We start from the raw sequence: 17,124 nt of genomic DNA, 5'->3' as shown, positions 1-17,124 counted from the left end.
GGGGAGTCAGATGAGCCAGGCCTATTTCATTGCCGGTACCGATACCGACGTCGGCAAGACCACCATTGCCGCCGGCCTGCTGCATGCGGCGCGCTTGCAAGGCATGAGCACCCTGGGGGCCAAGCCGGTGGCGTCCGGTTGCACGGTAACCCCAAAGGGCTTGCGCAACAGCGATGCGCAGGCGCTGATCGATGAAAGCTCGATCAAGTTGCCGTACGAACAGGTCAACCCGTTTGCCTTCGAGCCTGCGATCGCACCCCATGTCGCGGCCCGTGAGGCTGGCGTCACGCTGGGCGTGCCCGAGCTGCTGGCGGCGATGCGCAACGTGCTGCAGCAAAACGCCGACTTCACATTGATTGAAGGCGCCGGTGGCTGGCGCGTGCCGTTGTCGGGCCAGGCCAACCTGTCTGACCTGGCCATCGCCCTGAAACTGCCGGTGATTCTGGTGGTGGGGGTACGCCTGGGCTGTATCAGCCATGCCTTGCTCAGCGCCGAAGCGATCGCCCGCGACGGGCTGCAATTGGCGGGCTGGGTGGCGAACATCATCGAACCGCGCACGTCGCGCCTGGAAGAGAACCTGGCCAGCCTCGCCGAGCGGTTGCCCGCGCCTTGCCTGGGGCGGGTGCCCAAGTTGAAGCAGGCGAGTGCCGACATGGTGGCGGAGCATTTGCAGCTGGATTTGCTCGATTAACCGCCGCTGTCTATCGACTGGCACTGGGCCATTAACGATTTAAACGGGCCTTTTCTGCCGTCGCCTGCTTTAATTAGGCCTGTTCGTCATCCAGCGTCAATGGAGTCCTGACATGGAAATCACCGGTAGCTCCGCCTACTACGCGGGCCTGAGCGCAATCCAGACCGGCCAGAACCGCGTCGATCAAGCCGCCAGCCAAATTGCCAACAACAGTGCCGAGCGCACTGCCACCAGCCAGTCCAGCGACTTTCAGGCAGAACGCCTGCGCGCGGTCGATCGCAGCCAGCAAATGGACATGGCGACCAGTACCGTGCAACTGGCACTGGGCAAGCACGAAGTCGAGCTTGGCGCAAAGGTCGTCAAGGCTTCCGACGAAATGCTCGGTCGGATCATCGACACCTACGCCTGATTTCTGGCTTCCCCTGTAAAACACCTCCTTTCAACACTGTGGGAGCGGGTTTACCCGCGAATGCGTCCGATCAGACACCTTTATCGTCTGGGAGGCCCTGTTCGCGGGTAAACCCGCTCCCGCGGCCTGTGCATTTCAGACACTGATCGTCGTGCAGTGGCCGAAACGCCATTTTTCGTGACGTAAATGGCACCATCGTCCCTCCTTGACATCCGCGCGTGCTAAACGTAAGTTTCAAACAACTGTTTGATCGAAGGCCGCCAAGAGCTTGTCGGTAGTACCGATCACCCCCGAACTCATCACAGAGGTTCACCGCAATGCCTGATTACAAAGCCCCCTTGCGTGATATCCGTTTCGTTCGCGACGAGCTGCTCGGCTACGAAGCGCATTATCAGAGCCTGCCGGGTTGCGAGGACGCCACGCCCGACATGGTCGACGCGATCCTTGAAGAGGGCGCGAAATTCTGTGAGCAGGTACTGGCCCCGCTGAACCGCGTTGGCGACCAGGAAGGCTGCACCTGGAGCGAGTCGGGCGTGAAGACGCCGACCGGCTTCAAAGCGGCTTACGAGCAGTTTGTCGAGGGTGGCTGGCCGAGCCTGGCGCATGACGTTGCCCACGGCGGCCAAGGCCTGCCGGAATCGCTGGGCCTGGCCCTGAGCGAGATGGTCGGTGAGTCGAACTGGTCGTGGGGCATGTACCCAGGCCTGTCCCATGGCGCCATGAACACCATTTCCGAGCACGGCACGCCTGAGCAGCAAGAGGTCTACCTGACCAAGCTGGTTTCCGGCGAGTGGACCGGCACCATGTGCCTGACCGAGCCGCACTGCGGCACCGACCTGGGCATGCTGCGTACCAAGGCCGAGCCTCAGGCTGATGGTTCGTACAAAGTGTCGGGTACCAAGATCTTCATTTCCGCTGGCGAACACGACATGGCCGACAACATCGTCCATATCGTGCTGGCCCGCCTGCCCGATGCCCCGGCTGGCACCAAAGGCATCTCGCTGTTCATCGTGCCGAAGTTCATGCCCAACGCCGAAGGCGCTGCCGGCGAGCGTAACGCCGTGAGCTGTGGTTCGATCGAACACAAGATGGGCATCCACGGTAACGCCACCTGCGTGATGAACTTCGACGGCGCAACCGGCTACCTGATCGGCCCGGCCAACAAAGGCCTGAACTGCATGTTCACCTTCATGAACACCGCTCGCCTGGGCACCGCACTGCAAGGCCTGGCCCACGCCGAAGTGGCTTTCCAGGGCGGCCTGAAGTATGCCCGTGAGCGCCTGCAGATGCGCTCGCTGACCGGCCCTAAAGCCCCTGAAAAGGCGGCCGACCCAATCATCGTCCACCCGGACGTGCGCCGCATGCTGCTGACCATGAAGGCCTTCGCCGAAGGTAACCGCGCCATGGTCTACTTCACCGCCAAGCAGGTCGATATCGTCAAGTACAGCCAGGACGAAGAAGAGCGCAAAAAAGCTGACGCGCTGCTGGCCTTCATGACCCCGATCGCCAAGGCCTTCATGACCGAAGTCGGTTTCGAGGCCGCCAACCACGGCGTGCAGATCTACGGCGGCCATGGTTTCATCGCCGAGTGGGGCATGGAACAGAACGTGCGCGACAGCCGTATTTCCATGCTGTACGAAGGCACTACCGGCATCCAGGCCCTCGACCTGCTCGGCCGCAAGGTGCTGATGACCCAAGGTGAAGCGTTGAAGGGCTTTACCAAGATCGTGCACAAGTTCTGCCAGGCGCAAGAAGGCGTCGAGGCGGTCAAAGAGTTCGTCGAACCGCTGGCGGCCATCAACAAGGAATGGGGCGAGCTGACCATGAAGGTCGGTATGGCCGCCATGAAAGACCGCGAAGAAGTGGGTGCCGCTTCGGTCGATTACCTGATGTATTCCGGTTATGCCTGCCTGGCCTACTTCTGGGCTGATATCGCCCGCCTGGCTGCCGAGAAGCTGGCTGCCGGTACTGAAGAAGTGGCGTTCTACACCGCCAAGCTGCAGACCGCGCGCTTCTACTTCCAACGCATCCTGCCGCGTACCCGTACCCATGTGGCGGCGATGCTGTCGGGTGCAGGTAACCTGATGGCGATGGAAGAAGAGCACTTCGGTCTGTCTTACTGACCCATAAGCTGTAGAAAAACCCGCCTGCCCTTACCGGCAGGCGGGTTTTTTCGTTTTGGGGTCAGAGCATTTGCCAGCGGGTGTTCAACTGTTCACGCGCGCTGCCGATGAAATAAGGGCACAATGCCACTATTGATCTGCCGGGTTGGAGATTACCCTTGTTTCGTCTTGATGCTGTACGCGTAAGCCACTTCCTGCCTTCGCTGTTTCTGTTGCTGGCAGGCCTTGCGGCGGCTTACGTAAGAGACCTCAGTGTCTTTTTCACGTCGCTGTTCAATGTGCTGCCTACATTGGTCCTGCTATTGGGCGGTGCCTACTGCGCCGTTTATCGCCGCCAGCGCGAGCTGTTTCTGATGGTCACGGTGTACATCGCCTACTATCTGCTCGACACCCAGACCGACTTCTACCGTGACAACGGCCACGTGCGCGCGGATGCCGCGGTGATCTTCCACCTGGTGTGCCTGCTGCTACCAGCCCTGTTCGCGCTGTATGGCGCCTGGCAGGAGCGCACCCACCTGCTGCAGGACCTGGTCGCGCGCTTCGCCGTGCTGTTTGCCGTTGCCAGTGTTGCTGTGGCCCTCGAGCAAAGCTACCCCGATACGCTGCTGACGTGGCTGGCGGAGATTCGCTGGCCGTCATTGCATGGCCAGTGGATGAGCCTGATCCAGATGGCCTACCCGTTGTTCCTCGCGGTTTTCATCCTGCTGGTGGTGCAGTACCTGCGCGAGCCCAGGCCCTTGCACGCGGCACAGGTGATTGGCCTGATCGGCTTCTTCTGGATGCTGCCGCAAACGTTCATCCTGCCCTTTACCCTGAACGTCATGTGCAGCCAGGTGATGTTGATGATCGCCGCTGCCGTCGCGCACGAGGCTTATCAGATGGCCTTTCGCGATGAGCTTACCGGCCTGCCGGGGCGCCGCGCCTTGAATGAGCGCATGCAACGGCTGGGGCGCAACTATGTGATCGCCATGACCGATGTCGACCACTTCAAGAAATTCAACGATACCCACGGCCACGATGTCGGCGACCAGGTGCTACGGCTGGTCGCCAGCCGGTTGTCCAAGGTCACCGGCGGCGGTAGGGCCTATCGCTATGGCGGCGAGGAATTTGCCTTGGTGTTCGCGGGCAAGACGGCAGAAGAGTGTGTGCCGCACGTGCAAGCCGTGCGCGAGATGATTGCCAACTACGCCATGCAACTGCGTGACCCGAACAGCCGCCCGCAGGACGATTCGGCAGGGCGACAGCGCCGCGGTGGCAGCGGCGCCGGTACGGTTTCGGTGACCATCAGCATCGGCGTTGCCGAGCGCCAGGCCGATCACCGCAACCCGGAGGCCGTGCTCAAGTCCGCCGATCAGGCGCTGTATAGCGCCAAAGAGGCGGGGCGCAATTGTGTCATGGTGCATGGGCAACAATCGCAACGTGGGGCGGTACGAATGGCGTGACCAGATTAGACCGTGCGGTCAAGTGATGACCCTATGTCTCGTAAAAGTTGTTCGGTTACACTGCCAGCAACCCAGTGTCGCGGTTCTCCGAGACCGCCCCGACCCTACTAGCGAGAGGTTGTCATGGCCGACTATAAAGCGCCCCTGCGCGACATGCGCTTCGTTCTGAATGAAGTCTTCAACGTGGCCGAGCAATGGGCACAGTTGCCCGCGCTGGCCGACGTGGTCGATGCCGAAACCGCCCTGGCCGTGCTGGAAGAAGCCGGCAAGGTCACCGCGCGGACCATCGCCCCGCTCAGCCGCGCCGCCGACGAAGAGGGCTGCCGCTGGGACAACGGTGCGGTGAGCACGCCCGCTGGCTTCATCGACGCTTACAACACTTATGCCGAAGGCGGCTGGGTGGGCGTGGGCGGTGACCCGCTGTTCGGCGGCATGGGTATGCCCAAGGTCATCTCGGCCCAGGTCGAGGAGATGGTCAACGCGTCGAGCCTGGCCTTCGGTCTGTACCCGATGCTGACCGCCGGCGCCTGCCTGTCGATCAATGCCCACGCCAGTGAAGCACTCAAGGCAGCGTACCTGCCCAACATGTACGCTGGCGTCTGGGCGGGCTCCATGTGCCTGACCGAGCCCCATGCCGGTACCGACCTCGGCATCATCCGCACCAGGGCGGAGCCCCAGGCCGATGGCAGCTACAAGGTCAGTGGCACCAAGATCTTCATCACCGGTGGCGAGCATGACCTGACCGAGAACATCATCCACCTGGTGCTGGCCAAGCTGCCGGACGCCCCGGCCGGGCCCAAAGGCATTTCGTTGTTCCTGGTGCCCAAATTCCTGGTCAACCAGGACGGCAGCCTGGGCGCGCGCAACCCCGCCACCTGTGGCTCGATCGAACACAAGATGGGTATCCAGGCATCAGCCACCTGCGTGATGAACTTCGACGAAGCGGTTGGTTACATCGTCGGTGAGCCGAACAAGGGTTTGGCGGCCATGTTCACCATGATGAACTATGAGCGCCTGGGTGTAGGCATCCAGGGCCTGGCATCGGCCGAGCGTTCCTACCAGAACGCCGTGGAATACGCCCGTGACCGCCTGCAGAGCCGCGCCCCGACCGGCCCGCAAGCCAAGGACAAGGCCGCCGACCCGATCATCGTCCACCCGGATGTACGGCGCATGCTGCTGACCATGAAGGCCTTGATCGAAGGCGGGCGCGCCTTCTCCAGCTACGTGGCGATGCAGCTCGACAGTGCCAAATACAGCGAAGACCCGACCACCCGCAAGCGCAGTGAAGAACTGGTGGCGCTGTTGACCCCGGTTGCCAAGGCCTTCCTCACCGACCTTGGCCTTGAGTGCACCGTGCATGGCCAGCAGGTATTCGGCGGGCATGGCTACATCAGGGAGTGGGGGCAGGAGCAATTGGTGCGTGATGTGCGGATTACGCAGATCTACGAAGGCACCAACGGCATCCAGGCCCTCGACCTGATGGGGCGCAAGGTGGTGGCCAGTGGGGGGGCGTACTACAAGCTGTTCTCGGACGAGATACGCCGGTTTGTCGCCGGTGCCGACAGTGAACTGGATGAGTTTGCCAAACCCTTGGGTGCTTACCTTGACCAGCTGGACGGGCTGACCGAGTGGGTGCTGGAGCAGGCCAAGGGTAACCCCAACGAGATTGGCGCCGCGTCGGTCGAGTACCTGCAGGCGTTTGGTTACGTCGCCTATGGCTACATGTGGGCGTTGATGGCGCGGGCGGCCAAGGCTGGCGAGGGGGATGAAGCCTTCTACTCCGGCAAGCTGGGGACGGCGCGGTTCTACTTTGCGCGTCTGTTGCCGCGGGTGCAGTCGTTGGTGGCCTCGGTCAAGGCGGGGAGCGAGGCGCTGTATCTGCTGGAGGCTGAGCAGTTCTGATCTGTTGATGTTTGGGGGTGCGAGCCGCCCCCAATCTCCGGTATGACTAGCAATGAATCCTCTTTGTAAGCTTTTTCCTACACTGCGTGGTGACTTTTCACCACTGTTCTCAGATTGGATCCACGGGTAATCTTTAACACATGGACGTTGCGCAGGAAGCGCAAAGGACAGATCAAGGAAGACGACGAAGGACTTCCTGCCAGGATGGCGGGGCGATACGGATGTCACAGGGAAACAGTCTGGGAAACCCCGCTTCGGCGGGGTTTTCTTTGTGCGCGTGTTTTGCAGCCGAGCACATCCTTTCAGCCGAGTACATCCAGCGGCGAGCCCCCCAGCTGGCGCGCGTCTGTCTCTTCTTCCAGCAAAGTACGCAGCAGCTCGACCGATGCCTGCTGGCGCTGTGCATCGCGGAACACCAGGCCAACCTTGAGCGGTACCCGCGGCTCGCTCAATGGCTTCCACAGCAGGCCTTGGTCATCCTCGGCCGCATCCTTGGCCCGGCCAGGCAGGATGGTGGCCAGCGCCGTGTGCGCCAGGCTGTCGAGAATCCCGGCCATGTTGTTCATCTCTGCCTGCACCTGCGGCCGACGGCCCTGGCTGGCCAGCTGCGCCTGCCAGATCTGGCGAATCTGAAACTCCTCGCCCAGCATCAGCATGGGTAGCTCGGCGGCCTGGCGGATCGATACCTTCTTGAAATCCTTCAAGGGGTGGGTATCGGGGATGACAAGCTGCAGTTCATCTTCGTACAGCAGCAGGCCATGCAGCCCAGGTTGGCGCGGGGGCAGGTAGCTGATGCCAATGTCCAGGCTGCCATTGAGCAAGCGCCGTTCGATTTCCAGCCCCGACAGCTCGTAGATCTGCACCACAAGGTGCGGCTGTGCCTTGCGCAAGCGTTCGAGCAGCTGCGGCACCAGGCTTGGCCGCACGGTCTGCAGCACGCCGATGGCCAAGGTGCGCAGAGACTGGCCCTTGAAGTTGCGCATGGCCTCATGGGCCCGTTGCAAGCCATCGAGCAATGGCAGGGCATGGTTGTACAGCGTGTGTGCGGCCAAGGTCGGCAGCAGGCGCTTGTTGCTGCGTTCGAACAGGTTCAGGTCGAGGCTGTGTTCCAGTTGGCGTATCTGTTGGGAAAGCGCTGGCTGGGACAGTGACAGACGCTCGGCGGCGCGGCCTACGTGGCCTTCTTCGTACACCGCGACGAAATAACGCAGTTGGCGGAAATCCATAAGTAACGCTTATCAAAAATGCTGGAAAAACGAAATGGTCGAAAACCTTCACGAAGCCTAGTCTATCGCCGTATTCCAGTGGGTTACAGCGGCCATTGAGCTGATTGTTACCCCAGATGAAAAACACTTTTGATAGGCAAGGCTAAATATCAAGTGCCGGCATTCAGACCGCACATAGCCGCCCTTTACCGTGATTGGTTGGAGCCCTGATGAACCTGTTCAACCTGCGCCGGTCGGCAGCCGCCGCTGTCGCCGAGCCCAAGCGTGCACCGGTGGCCGTGGCGGATGCGCCGCAGTTGTCCCGTGAGCGCCTGATGCCGAGCACCGAACGCGCGCCGCAGATGTTCGTGCGGGGTCAGGGTTCGTGGTTGTGGGACAGTGAAGGGCATGCCTACCTGGATTTCACCCAGGGTGGTGCGGTAAACAGCCTTGGCCACAGCCCCAGCGTGCTGGTCAAGGCACTGGGTAGCCAGGCCCAGGCACTGATCAACCCAGGTTCCGGTTACCACAGCCGCGCGCTGCTGGCACTGGTCGAGCGCCTGTGCCAGAGCACGGGCAGCGACCAGGCCTACCTGCTCAACAGCGGCGCCGAAGCCTGCGAAGGGGCGATCAAGCTGGCGCGTAAATGGGGCCAGCTGCACCGCAACGGCGCCTATCACATCATCACCGCCAGCCAGGCCTGCCATGGCCGCAGCCTGGGCGCGTTGTCGGCCTCCGACCCACTGCCGTGCAATCGTTGCGAGCCGGGCCTGCCGGGTTTCAGCAAGGTGCCGTTCAATGACCTGGCGGCGCTGCATGCAGCAGTGGATTCGCGCACCGTGGCGATCATGCTTGAACCGATCCAGGGCGAGGCAGGGGTTATTCCGGCCACGCAGGCGTACCTGAAGGGCGTCGAAACACTGTGCCGCGAGCTGGGCATCCTGTTGATCCTCGATGAGGTACAGACCGGCATCGGCCGTTGTGGCGCCCTGCTCGCCGAGCAGAGCTACGGCGTGCGGGCCGACATCATCACCCTGGGCAAGGGCCTGGGTGGTGGTGTGCCGCTGGCGGCCTTGCTGGCGCGTGGTAGTGCTTGCTGCGCCGAGCCGGGTGAGCTGGAAGGCAGCCACCATGGCAACGCGCTGGTGAGCGCTGCGGGCCTGGCAGTGCTCGATACCGTGCTGGAGGCTGGCTTCTTCGAGCATGTACAGGACAGCGGTCGCCACCTGCGCGAAGGCCTTTGCCGCTTGGCGGGGCGATATGGCCAGGGCGTGGTGCGTGGCCAAGGCCTGCTGTGGGCCTTGCAACTGCAGGAGCGCGTCGCCCAGGACTTGGTCAAGGCTGCCCTGCATGAAGGCCTGCTGCTCAATGCCCCGCAGGCCGATGTGGTGCGCTTCTCGCCCGCGCTGACCGTGAGCAAGGGCAACATCGACGAAATGCTCCTGCGCCTGGCCCGCGCCTTTGCCCGTCTGCATGCACAGCAGCAGGCCCGCCGGGAAATGCCGGCGTAACCGAATTCAACGAACCGTCTGGCGTTTCTGCGCATCGCCCTTGGCCTGTTTCATTTGGCCAGGGGCGTTTTTTTTTGCCCGGTATTGCGGGGGTGTGGAACCTCTACGAAGCGCGGCTAGTCTTTGTTGAGACCCTTCAGGAGAGACTCGCATGGACTTCATTCGTATCATCATCGCCATCCTGCTGCCGCCACTTGGGGTGTTTCTGCAGGTGGGCTTTGGCGGGGCATTCTGGCTGAATATTCTGCTGACCCTGCTGGGGTACATTCCGGGGATCGTGCATGCGGTGTATATCATCGCCAAGCGTTGAGCGCATTGGGGCCGCGTTGCGGCCCTTTTCGCGACGAAAGGCCAGATTCAGTGAGGGACCTGGCCTAACACCCGGCAATAGAACTTCCACTCCTCTTCCAGCGCATGCGCCAGGTTCCCTGCCTGGCGGAACCCGTGTCGCTCCCCCGCATAAAAGTGCCCTTCGGCCTCTATGCCATTAGCCTTCAGTGCATCGAGCATCAGGCGCGTCTGCTCCGGCACCACCACAGCATCCAGTTCACCCTGGAAGAAGATTACCGGTACCTTGATCTGCGCGGCATGCAGCAGTGGCGTGCGTGCGTGATAGCGCTCGGCATCTTGCAGCGGGTCACCGATCAACCAGTCCAGGTAATCCCCTTCGAACTTGTGCGTGGCGCGGCTCAGGGTAATGGGGTCACTGACCCCGTAGAGGCTGGCCCCGGCTCGGAACACGTTGTGGAACGCCAGGGCGCAAAGCGTGGTGTAACCGCCCGCGCTGCCACCGCGGATGAAGGCCTTGTGCGGGTCGATCAGCCCCAGCCCGGCCAGGTGCGTGACCGCAGCGCAGGCATCCTCGACATCCCGCTCGCCCCAGTGCAGGTGCAGTGCTTGGCGATAGTCCCGGCCATAGCCGGTACTGCCCCGGTAATTCAGGTCGGCGACGGCGAAGCCGCGCTGGGTCCAGTACTGGATGCGGGGGTCGAGCGCCGGGTAGCAGGCCGACGTCGGCCCACCATGGATAAACACCACCAGGGGCGCGGGCGCCTTGGCGTGCATGGCCGGGTAGAAGAAGCCATGGGCGATGCCGTTGCCACTGGTGTAGCGAATGGACTGCGGCATGCTGATGGCTTCGGCGGGCAGTACCTCGGCACCCCCTGCCAGCACGCGTACCTCGTGATTGCTGCGGTCGATGGCAATGACTGCCGCCGGGCTGACGGGGGATGCGGCGATGGCATAGAGGTGCCCGTCATCCATGGCCAGGCCGCGAAAGCGCGTGTAGGCGCTGGCGAAACGTTCTACCGGTTGCTCTGCGTTGCGCAGCCCCAACTGCCCAAAACCGCCCTCGAACCAACTGGCCACATAGCTTTGCGGCCCCAGGGCCAGCCAACTGCTGGCGCCAAGTTGCCAGGGCGCCGAGGCATGGTCGGCGGGTTCGGCGGGCAGGGCCTGCCAGTGCCCGTCGACTTCCCCCCAGGGCTGCCAGAAACCGTCGCGATCAGACAGGCAATACAAGCGGCCTTGCGCGTCGAAGCGCGGTTGTTGCAGAGACTCGTCCAGGCCTGCCACGCAATGCGCAGGCCCCCATGCGCCGCTGCTGTCGCGTTGGCGAAGCAGCAGGCGCGTGTGTGTCCAGGGTTGTGCCGGGCGGTCCCATTCGACCCACGCCAGGCGCTGCCCGTCACTGCTCACGGTGGGTGATGCATAGAAGTCGGCGCCTTCAGCCAGCACCTCGCGCGAGCCTTCGCGCAGGGCAATCAGGCGATGCTCCACGGTTTGCCCATGGTGCTCTTCGACCGCCAGCACCTGGCCGTCGTGCCAGTGCACATCGCCGTAGCGGCACTGCTGGTCGTCGGTAAGCCGCTTGGGTGCGGCGCCGTCCAGCGTCTGGGTGTAGAGCTGCTGATCTTTTTCGTTGACGAAGACCAGCCCTTCACCGCCGAGGCAAAAGCTGCCCCCGCCATATTCGTAAACCCGGCTGCGCACGCTGAAACCATCCGGCGTCAGGCACTGGGCCTGGTGCTGATGCCAGTGCCAGATTCGGCAGGCACCGTCGGCCGGGCGGAACTCGTTCCAGAACAACCCGGTGGGGCCGACCTTGAGCTCGGCGAAGTCGGTACCAGCGGCGACGGCCTGGGCTGCGCTGAATTCAGCCGCGGGCGATGACACGGGAGTTTCGATCATTGCGGAAGGTCATCTCTTCAATGGCGAGTTGGGCGGTTTCAGCCTCCTCGCGGGCCTTGAGGATGATGCCGTGATCCGCCGATTTTGCGCACACCGGGTCGGCGTTGCTGGCATCGCCGGTGAGCATGAAGGCCTGGCAACGGCAGCCGCCGAAGTCCTTTTCCTTCTCGTCGCAGGAGCGGCAGGGCTCAGGCATCCATTGGTAACCGCGAAAGCGGTTGAAACCGAACGAGTCATACCAGATGTGGTGCAGGTCGTGGTCACGCACGTTGGGGAACTGCACCGGCAGTTGGCGGGCGCCGTGGCAGGGCAGGGCGGTACCGTCCGGGGTGATGGTGAGGAACAGGTTGCCCCAGCCATTCATGCAGGCCTTGGGGCGCTCTTCGTAGTAGTCCGGGGTGACGAAGATCAGCTTGCACGGGTTGCCTTCGGCCTTGAGCTTGTCACGGTATTCATTGGTGATGCGTTCGGCCCGCTGCAGCTGTGCGCGGGTCGGCAGCAGCCCCAGGCGGTTAAGGTGCGCCCAGCCATAGAACTGGCAAGTGGCAAGCTCGACGAAGTCGGCCTCGAGCGCGATGCACAGCTCGATGATGCGGTCGATCTTGTCGATGTTGTGCCGATGGGTAACGAAGTTGAGCACCATCGGGTAGCCGTGGGCTTTTACGGCACGGGCCATCTCCAGCTTCTGCGCGAAGGCCTTCTTCGAGCCGGCCAGCAGGTTGTTGACCTGCTCGTCGCTGGCCTGGAAGCTGATCTGGATGTGGTCCAGGCCGGCGGTCTTGAACTCGGCGATGCGCGCTTCGGTGAGGCCAATGCCCGAGGTGATCAGGTTGGTGTAGTAGCCCAGCCGGCGCGCCTCGCCGATCAGCGCGGCGAGGTCCTGGCGCACCAGCGGTTCGCCACCCGAAAAGCCGATCTGCGCGGCGCCCATTTCGCGCGCCTCGGCCATCACCTTGAACCACTGCGCGGTGCTCAGCTCCTGGCCCTGAGCTGCGAAGTCCAGCGGGTTGGAGCAGTACGGGCATTGCAGCGGGCAGCGGTAGGTCAGCTCGGCCAGCAACCACAGCGGCAGGCCGACCTCGGGCGTGGCCGGCAGGTCAGGCGAGGACGATCCAGTGTTCGCCACGGGCCACCTCCATGAACTGCTCGATGTCGTCGGCCACTTCCGGGACATCCGGGAACTGCTGTGCCAGTTCGGCAATGATCGCCGCGACGTCGCGTTGGCCGTCGATCAGGCCGCCGATCAACGCTGCGCTGTCGTTGAGCTTGATCATGCCCTCGGGGTACAGCAGCACATGGCCTTTCTGGGCCGGCTCGTACTGGAAGCGGTAGCCGGGGCGCCAGTTCGGCACCTGCTTGCGATCGAAACTCATAGGGCGATCCCCTTGTGCCAGACCCGTTCCTGGGTGACCGAATGATAAGGCGGGCGGTTCAGCTCATAGGCCATGCTCATGGCATCGAGCATGCTCCAGAGGATATCCAGCTTGAACTGCAGGATCTCCAGCATACGCTCCTGGCCCGCGCGGGTGGTGTAGTGCTGCAAGGTAATCGCCAGCCCGTGCTCGACATCACGCCGGGCCTGGCCCAGGCGGGTGCGGAAGTATTCGTAGCCGGCCGGGTCGATCCAGGGGTAGTGCTGGGGCCAGCTGTCCAGGCGCGACTGGTGGATCTGCGGGGCGAACAATTCGGTCAGCGAGCTGCTGGCCGCCTCTTGCCAGCTGGCGCGGCGGGCAAAGTTGACGTAGGCGTCTACGGCAAAGCGCACGCCGGGCAGCACCAGCTCCTGTGAACGCAGTTGCTCAGGGTCCAGGCCAACGGCCTGGCCAAGGCGCAGCCAGGCTTCGATACCCCCGTCTTCGCCAGGGGCGCCATCGTGGTCGAGCAGGCGCTGGATCCACTCGCGGCGCACTTCGCGGTCCGGGCAGTTGGCCAGGATCGCGGCATCCTTCATGGGGATGTTGACCTGGTAGTAGAAGCGGTTGGCTACCCAGCCCTGGATTTGCTCGCGGGTGGCGCGGCCCTGGTACATCGCCACGTGATAGGGGTGATGAATGTGGTAGTAGGCGCCTTTGGCGCGCAGGGCCTGCTCGAACTCGGCAGGGGACATCGGCAATGGGTCGCTCATCAGGCCTCCTTACAACGCGATGCTCATGCCATCGAAGGCGACTTCAACGCCCCGACGCTGGACCTCGGCCCGTTCAGGCGAGTCTTCATCGAGAATCGGGTTGGTGTTGTTGATGTGGATAAGTACCTTGCGCTGGCGCGGGAAGCCATCGAGCACTTCGAGCATGCCGCCTGGCCCGTTCTGCGCCAGGTGGCCCATCTCGCGGCCGGTGCGGGTGCCGACGCCACGGCGCTGCATTTCATCGTCTTCCCACAAGGTGCCGTCGACCAGCAGGCAGTCGGCGCCGTGCATCATCGCCAGCAGCTTGTCGTCGACCTGGCCAAGGCCTGGGGCGTAGAACAGCTTGCCGCCGGTGCGGGTGTCTTCGACCAGCAGGCCCAGGTTGTCGCCCGGGTGGGGGTCGAAGCGGTGCGGTGAATAGGGCGGCGCGGCGCTGCGCAGGGGGAAGGGGGTGAACCGGAGGTTGGGGCAGGCGTCGATGACGAAGCTGCCTTCCAGCTCGATGCGGTTCCACTGCAGGCCGCCGTTCCAGTGGCTGAGCATGTTGAACAGCGGGAAGCCGGTGGTCAGGTCCTGGTGGACCATGTCGGTGCACCAGACCTGATGCGGGCAGCCTTCGCGCAGGCTGAGCAGGCCGGTGGTGTGGTCGATCTGGCTGTCGAGCAAGACGATGGCATTGATGCCGGTATCGCGCAGGGCGCGGGCCGGTTGCATCGGCGCAAAGGCCTGAAGCTGGGCGCGGATATCGGGCGAGGCGTTGCACAGGACCCAGTGCTCGCCGTCGTCGGACAGCGCGATGGACGACTGGGTGCGCGCCGTGGCACGCAGGCTGCCGTCGCGATAGCCCTTGCAGTTGACGCAGTTGCAGTTCCACTGGGGGAAGCCGCCGCCGGCGGCGGAACCGAGAATCTGGATGTACATGGCCACTCTCTACCGGAAAACCGTATCCGAAAAACACAAACGCCCCGGCGGGCCGAGGCGTCGAACCGTAAGCAGGGCTTAGCGGTTGGCGAAGTACATGGTGACTTCGAAGCCGATACGCAGATCAGTGTATGCAGGTTTGGTCCACATGGGATGACTCCTTCCGAACGGGTTGGGTTGGTCAGCTACTTGTTGGGTACCGCCGGGCGCCGGAGGTTCCCTTGACTGAGATTGCGCTATCTTACAAGAAAAATTTGTACTGAAAGGTTAATTATTGGAAAAGCGCCCTTGCAGTTCACGTAACAATACTCCTTTGCTCTTCACCAGGCTGGGCCTGGTGCAGCCGCATTGGCCAGGCAGAGCCAGGGGGCGCGGGGGGCAAGAAGGCTGCCTAGCAGCACGTCCAGATCGGCCTGTTGCGTCATCAGGATAGACCGGTGCAGGTGATTCAGCCTGTCGGATTGTATCGCCATGTGTGCCTGCCATGCCCATTCGGCTACCTCGGCATTGGCCATGGCGGGTTCGACGAACTGCTCGGCCAAGGCTTGCCGGGCGGTGCAGTCCAGTGTCACGCCCTGGCTTAGCAACGCATGCAGGTGAGCGAGTATTTCGGTATGGCTTGCATGGGGCGACTGCACGCCGAACAGCAGGCCATTGCAGCCTTCTATCTGACGGAAGGCGCTGAAAACGGCGTAGCCCAGTTGCAGTTCCACCCGCAGCCGTTGGTACACCGGCCCTTGCAACAGCTGGGCGAGCAGGCGGCCGCTGGCTTGCTGGTTGGCCGCCACCGGGCAGAACAGCAGCAGGGCGTTTTCGCTGCCGGCGAGCGCAGCATCAACCCAGCGACGGCCCTGCCAAACGGGCATGGCCGTCGCTGGGGCGCCCTGGCCTGGGCAGGCGCCCAACGCGGCGCCAAGGGCGGCCATTTCATCAAAGCCCAGCGCCAGGCCGTGCCAGCGGGCAGTTGCCCATACCTGGTCAAGCAGTGGCTGGTCGAGTGTGCAACGCGGCAACGGCTCGGCATTGCTGGCAAGAACGGCGTCAGGCAGTTGCTTGAGCAGGGCCCTGATCGGGATCTGCGCGGCTTCTGGGTTCGGCTGCCCTTGCCAGCTACCGGGTGAGGGCGCGTTCAGCAAAGTGAGGGCTTCATCGACGGCGCGGAGCACCGCTGAGGGTTGGCCGGCGCAACGTAGCTGCCAATACTCGCCAGCCTCGCTGAACTGCAGCTGCAACGCCGCCCGTTCGGCGCGCTCCAGCAAGGGGCGCAAGGCTTGGCAGAGGATGGGAAACAGCGCACGTCGAAGAGGTGAAGGCAGGTGCCAGCGCAGGTACAGCGCCGCGTACTCGCGTGTCGGCGGCAGCGCGTCGCTGATGGCCAATGCTGCGGGTAACGGTGCCTTTGCTGTGAGCGGTTCGGCCGTCAGCAGAGGGTCGGCGGCAGGTATCTGCCATTGGCCAAGGCTGGCGTAAGGGAGGCTGGCAAGCAGTGCCTCCAGTGCGCGTAAACCTGGCTTGTCGAGTGCTGCGAAAGGCTGGTCTGCGCTGTCCCGTCGTGCTAGTTCAAGCGGGCTGGCGGCCCGCTCGCGGCTGCGTTGCAGTTGGCCGAACTGGGCATTGAGTTCATGCAGGGCGCTCTGGCGAATAAAGCCGAACCAGCCGTGCAGCAATGCGATAGCTTCGTCGACAGAGGCGTCGGTACCGAGCTGCAAGTCGATGTGCCAGAGCATCTGCCCGGTGAAAGCATACAGCGGTTCGGCTTTGACTCCCCGTAGCCAGCCGCGTTGGCGAAGCGCGTTCAGCCATCCGCCCGGGCGGCTGTCGCCTAGCAGGTCGATCAGTAAGCCAAGCGCGCGTTCGGCACCTTCGGGCAGGCCTTCATGGGCGAAGATGAACGGCTGATCGGCCGCCAGCAGCGGCGGCGGCATTGCTTGCTCGACACGCCCACCGGCCGGGAACAGGCTGCCAAATTGCCGGCCCAGGCGCTCCAGTGCATCCAAGGGTTGTGGGCCGCACAGGCTCAGGGTGACCTGCCCGCCCTGGTAGAAGCGTTGGTGAAACACCCCGAGAGCCCGTTGGAACGCGGGGTCCTGCAGGGCAAGGGTAAACCGGTTGCCGGCATGAAAGCCGCTTAATGGATGCTGCGGCGAAACCGACTGCAGCAAGGCAAAGTGCTGTTGTGCCTGCGGGTTACGTGACCAGGCGATGAACTCGGCGTGAATCACCTCACGCTCTTGGCGCTGGCGCTCGATGCCAAGGTCGGGCTCGACCAGCATCTGGCACAGGCGCTCCAGCCCTCCGGCAAGCGCCGCCGGTGGGACTTCGAAGAAGAAGTCGGTGGTGCGCTCACGGGTGCTGGCGTTGACCTGGCCGCCGAGGGACTGGACGTAGCGCATCAGCCCGTGCTGCTGCGCGAATGTGCGGGTCCCGAGGAAGAACAGGTGTTCAAGGAAGTGGGCCAGCCCAGGCCATTGCGCCGGGGCATCGTGGCTACCCGCGTGCACCCGCAACGCGGCCGCCGCGCGCTTGAGGCGCGGGGCACTGCGCAGGGTCAGCTGCAAGCCGTTGGCAAGGGTAAGGTGGCGCGTAGCGTCAGGCATGAGGGGCT

At 63.3% G+C, this 17,124-nt stretch carries 15 protein-coding genes; 7 read left to right on the top strand and 8 right to left on the bottom strand.

Translation table 11 applies throughout. From position 1 onward, the window contains the following. The first annotated feature begins 10 nt into the window (after window positions 1–10). The 5 genes from bioD to DJ563_RS19105 all read left to right on the top strand — a co-directional run bounded on the left by bioD (window position 11) and on the right by DJ563_RS19105 (window position 6,567). Entirely contained in the window at window positions 11–691 is a 681-nt protein-coding gene (bioD, locus tag DJ563_RS19125; protein WP_033703090.1) for a dethiobiotin synthase, read from the top strand. A gap of 112 nt (window positions 692–803) precedes the next feature. After that, on the top strand, window positions 804–1,100 hold the full coding sequence (locus DJ563_RS19120) for a pyrroloquinoline quinone biosynthesis protein PqqE (RefSeq protein WP_434518170.1): 297 nt from the start codon (window positions 804–806) through the stop codon (window positions 1,098–1,100). Window positions 1,101–1,417: 317 nt separating this feature from the next. Further along, a complete protein-coding gene (locus DJ563_RS19115) occupies window positions 1,418–3,223 on the top strand; it encodes a phenylacyl-CoA dehydrogenase (RefSeq protein ID WP_033703087.1) in 1,806 nt (601 codons plus the stop codon). Window positions 3,224–3,381: 158 nt separating this feature from the next. Further along, window positions 3,382–4,665, top strand: a complete 1,284-nt coding sequence (locus DJ563_RS19110; protein WP_274100145.1) for a GGDEF domain-containing protein — start codon at window positions 3,382–3,384, stop codon at window positions 4,663–4,665. Window positions 4,666–4,788: 123 nt separating this feature from the next. Continuing rightward, a complete protein-coding gene (locus DJ563_RS19105; protein WP_434518169.1) occupies window positions 4,789–6,567 on the top strand; it encodes an acyl-CoA dehydrogenase C-terminal domain-containing protein in 1,779 nt (592 codons plus the stop codon). A 302-nt stretch (window positions 6,568–6,869) separates the two neighbouring features. On the opposite strand, the gene DJ563_RS19100 is transcribed toward DJ563_RS19105, so the two are convergent. After that, window positions 6,870–7,793 carry a LysR family transcriptional regulator gene (locus DJ563_RS19100; RefSeq protein ID WP_274100143.1) on the bottom strand — a complete coding sequence of 308 codons (924 nt, stop codon included), beginning with the start codon at window positions 7,791–7,793 and terminating at the stop codon, window positions 6,870–6,872. 209 nt (window positions 7,794–8,002) lie between these two features. On the opposite strand from DJ563_RS19100, the gene DJ563_RS19095 reads away from it, so the two are divergent. Together DJ563_RS19095 and DJ563_RS19090 are read left to right on the top strand one after the other, a co-directional pair. Next, complete coding sequence (locus DJ563_RS19095) at window positions 8,003–9,283, top strand: aspartate aminotransferase family protein (protein WP_434518168.1); 1,281 nt, start codon at window positions 8,003–8,005, stop codon at window positions 9,281–9,283. Between the two features lie 151 nt (window positions 9,284–9,434). Beyond that, window positions 9,435–9,593 carry a YqaE/Pmp3 family membrane protein gene (locus DJ563_RS19090; protein WP_003177654.1) on the top strand — a complete coding sequence of 53 codons (159 nt, stop codon included), beginning with the start codon at window positions 9,435–9,437 and terminating at the stop codon, window positions 9,591–9,593. A gap of 47 nt (window positions 9,594–9,640) precedes the next feature. Here the strand turns inward: DJ563_RS19090 and DJ563_RS19085 are convergent, their stop codons facing one another. The 7 genes from DJ563_RS19085 to pqqF all read right to left on the bottom strand — a co-directional run bounded on the left by DJ563_RS19085 (window position 9,641) and on the right by pqqF (window position 17,116). After that, entirely contained in the window at window positions 9,641–11,473 is a 1,833-nt protein-coding gene (locus DJ563_RS19085) for a S9 family peptidase (RefSeq protein WP_434518167.1), read from the bottom strand. Next, window positions 11,439–12,599, bottom strand: coding sequence for a pyrroloquinoline quinone biosynthesis protein PqqE (gene pqqE, locus DJ563_RS19080; RefSeq protein ID WP_033703079.1), 1,161 nt, complete (start codon window positions 12,597–12,599; stop codon window positions 11,439–11,441). Before pqqE ends, DJ563_RS19085 begins: the two co-directional genes overlap by 35 nt. Then, window positions 12,571–12,846, bottom strand: coding sequence for a pyrroloquinoline quinone biosynthesis peptide chaperone PqqD (pqqD, locus tag DJ563_RS19075; RefSeq protein ID WP_274100140.1), 276 nt, complete (start codon window positions 12,844–12,846; stop codon window positions 12,571–12,573). Before pqqD ends, pqqE begins: the two co-directional genes overlap by 29 nt. Further along, window positions 12,843–13,598 carry a pyrroloquinoline-quinone synthase PqqC gene (gene pqqC / locus DJ563_RS19070; RefSeq protein WP_047583697.1) on the bottom strand — a complete coding sequence of 252 codons (756 nt, stop codon included), beginning with the start codon at window positions 13,596–13,598 and terminating at the stop codon, window positions 12,843–12,845. Before pqqC ends, pqqD begins: the two co-directional genes overlap by 4 nt. Window positions 13,599–13,607: 9 nt before the next feature. Next, window positions 13,608–14,519 (bottom strand): pyrroloquinoline quinone biosynthesis protein PqqB, encoded by a 912-nt coding sequence (pqqB, locus tag DJ563_RS19065; protein WP_033703075.1) that lies wholly within the window; start codon window positions 14,517–14,519, stop codon window positions 13,608–13,610. Window positions 14,520–14,597: 78 nt separating this feature from the next. Next, window positions 14,598–14,669: a pyrroloquinoline quinone precursor peptide PqqA gene (pqqA, locus tag DJ563_RS19060; protein WP_003243383.1), complete on the bottom strand. Its 72-nt coding sequence runs from the start codon at window positions 14,667–14,669 to the stop codon at window positions 14,598–14,600. Window positions 14,670–14,839: 170 nt separating this feature from the next. Continuing rightward, window positions 14,840–17,116, bottom strand: coding sequence for a pyrroloquinoline quinone biosynthesis protein PqqF (gene pqqF, locus DJ563_RS19055; RefSeq protein ID WP_434518166.1), 2,277 nt, complete (start codon window positions 17,114–17,116; stop codon window positions 14,840–14,842). Between the last annotated feature and the right edge of the window lie 8 nt (window positions 17,117–17,124).

Source organism: Pseudomonas sp. NFX1 (genome assembly GCF_051123555.1).
Lineage (GTDB): Bacteria > Pseudomonadota > Gammaproteobacteria > Pseudomonadales > Pseudomonadaceae > Aquipseudomonas > Aquipseudomonas capeferrum.
The sequence above is the reverse complement of the archived record's forward strand: the minus strand, read 5'-3'. Positions and strand labels throughout refer to the sequence as shown.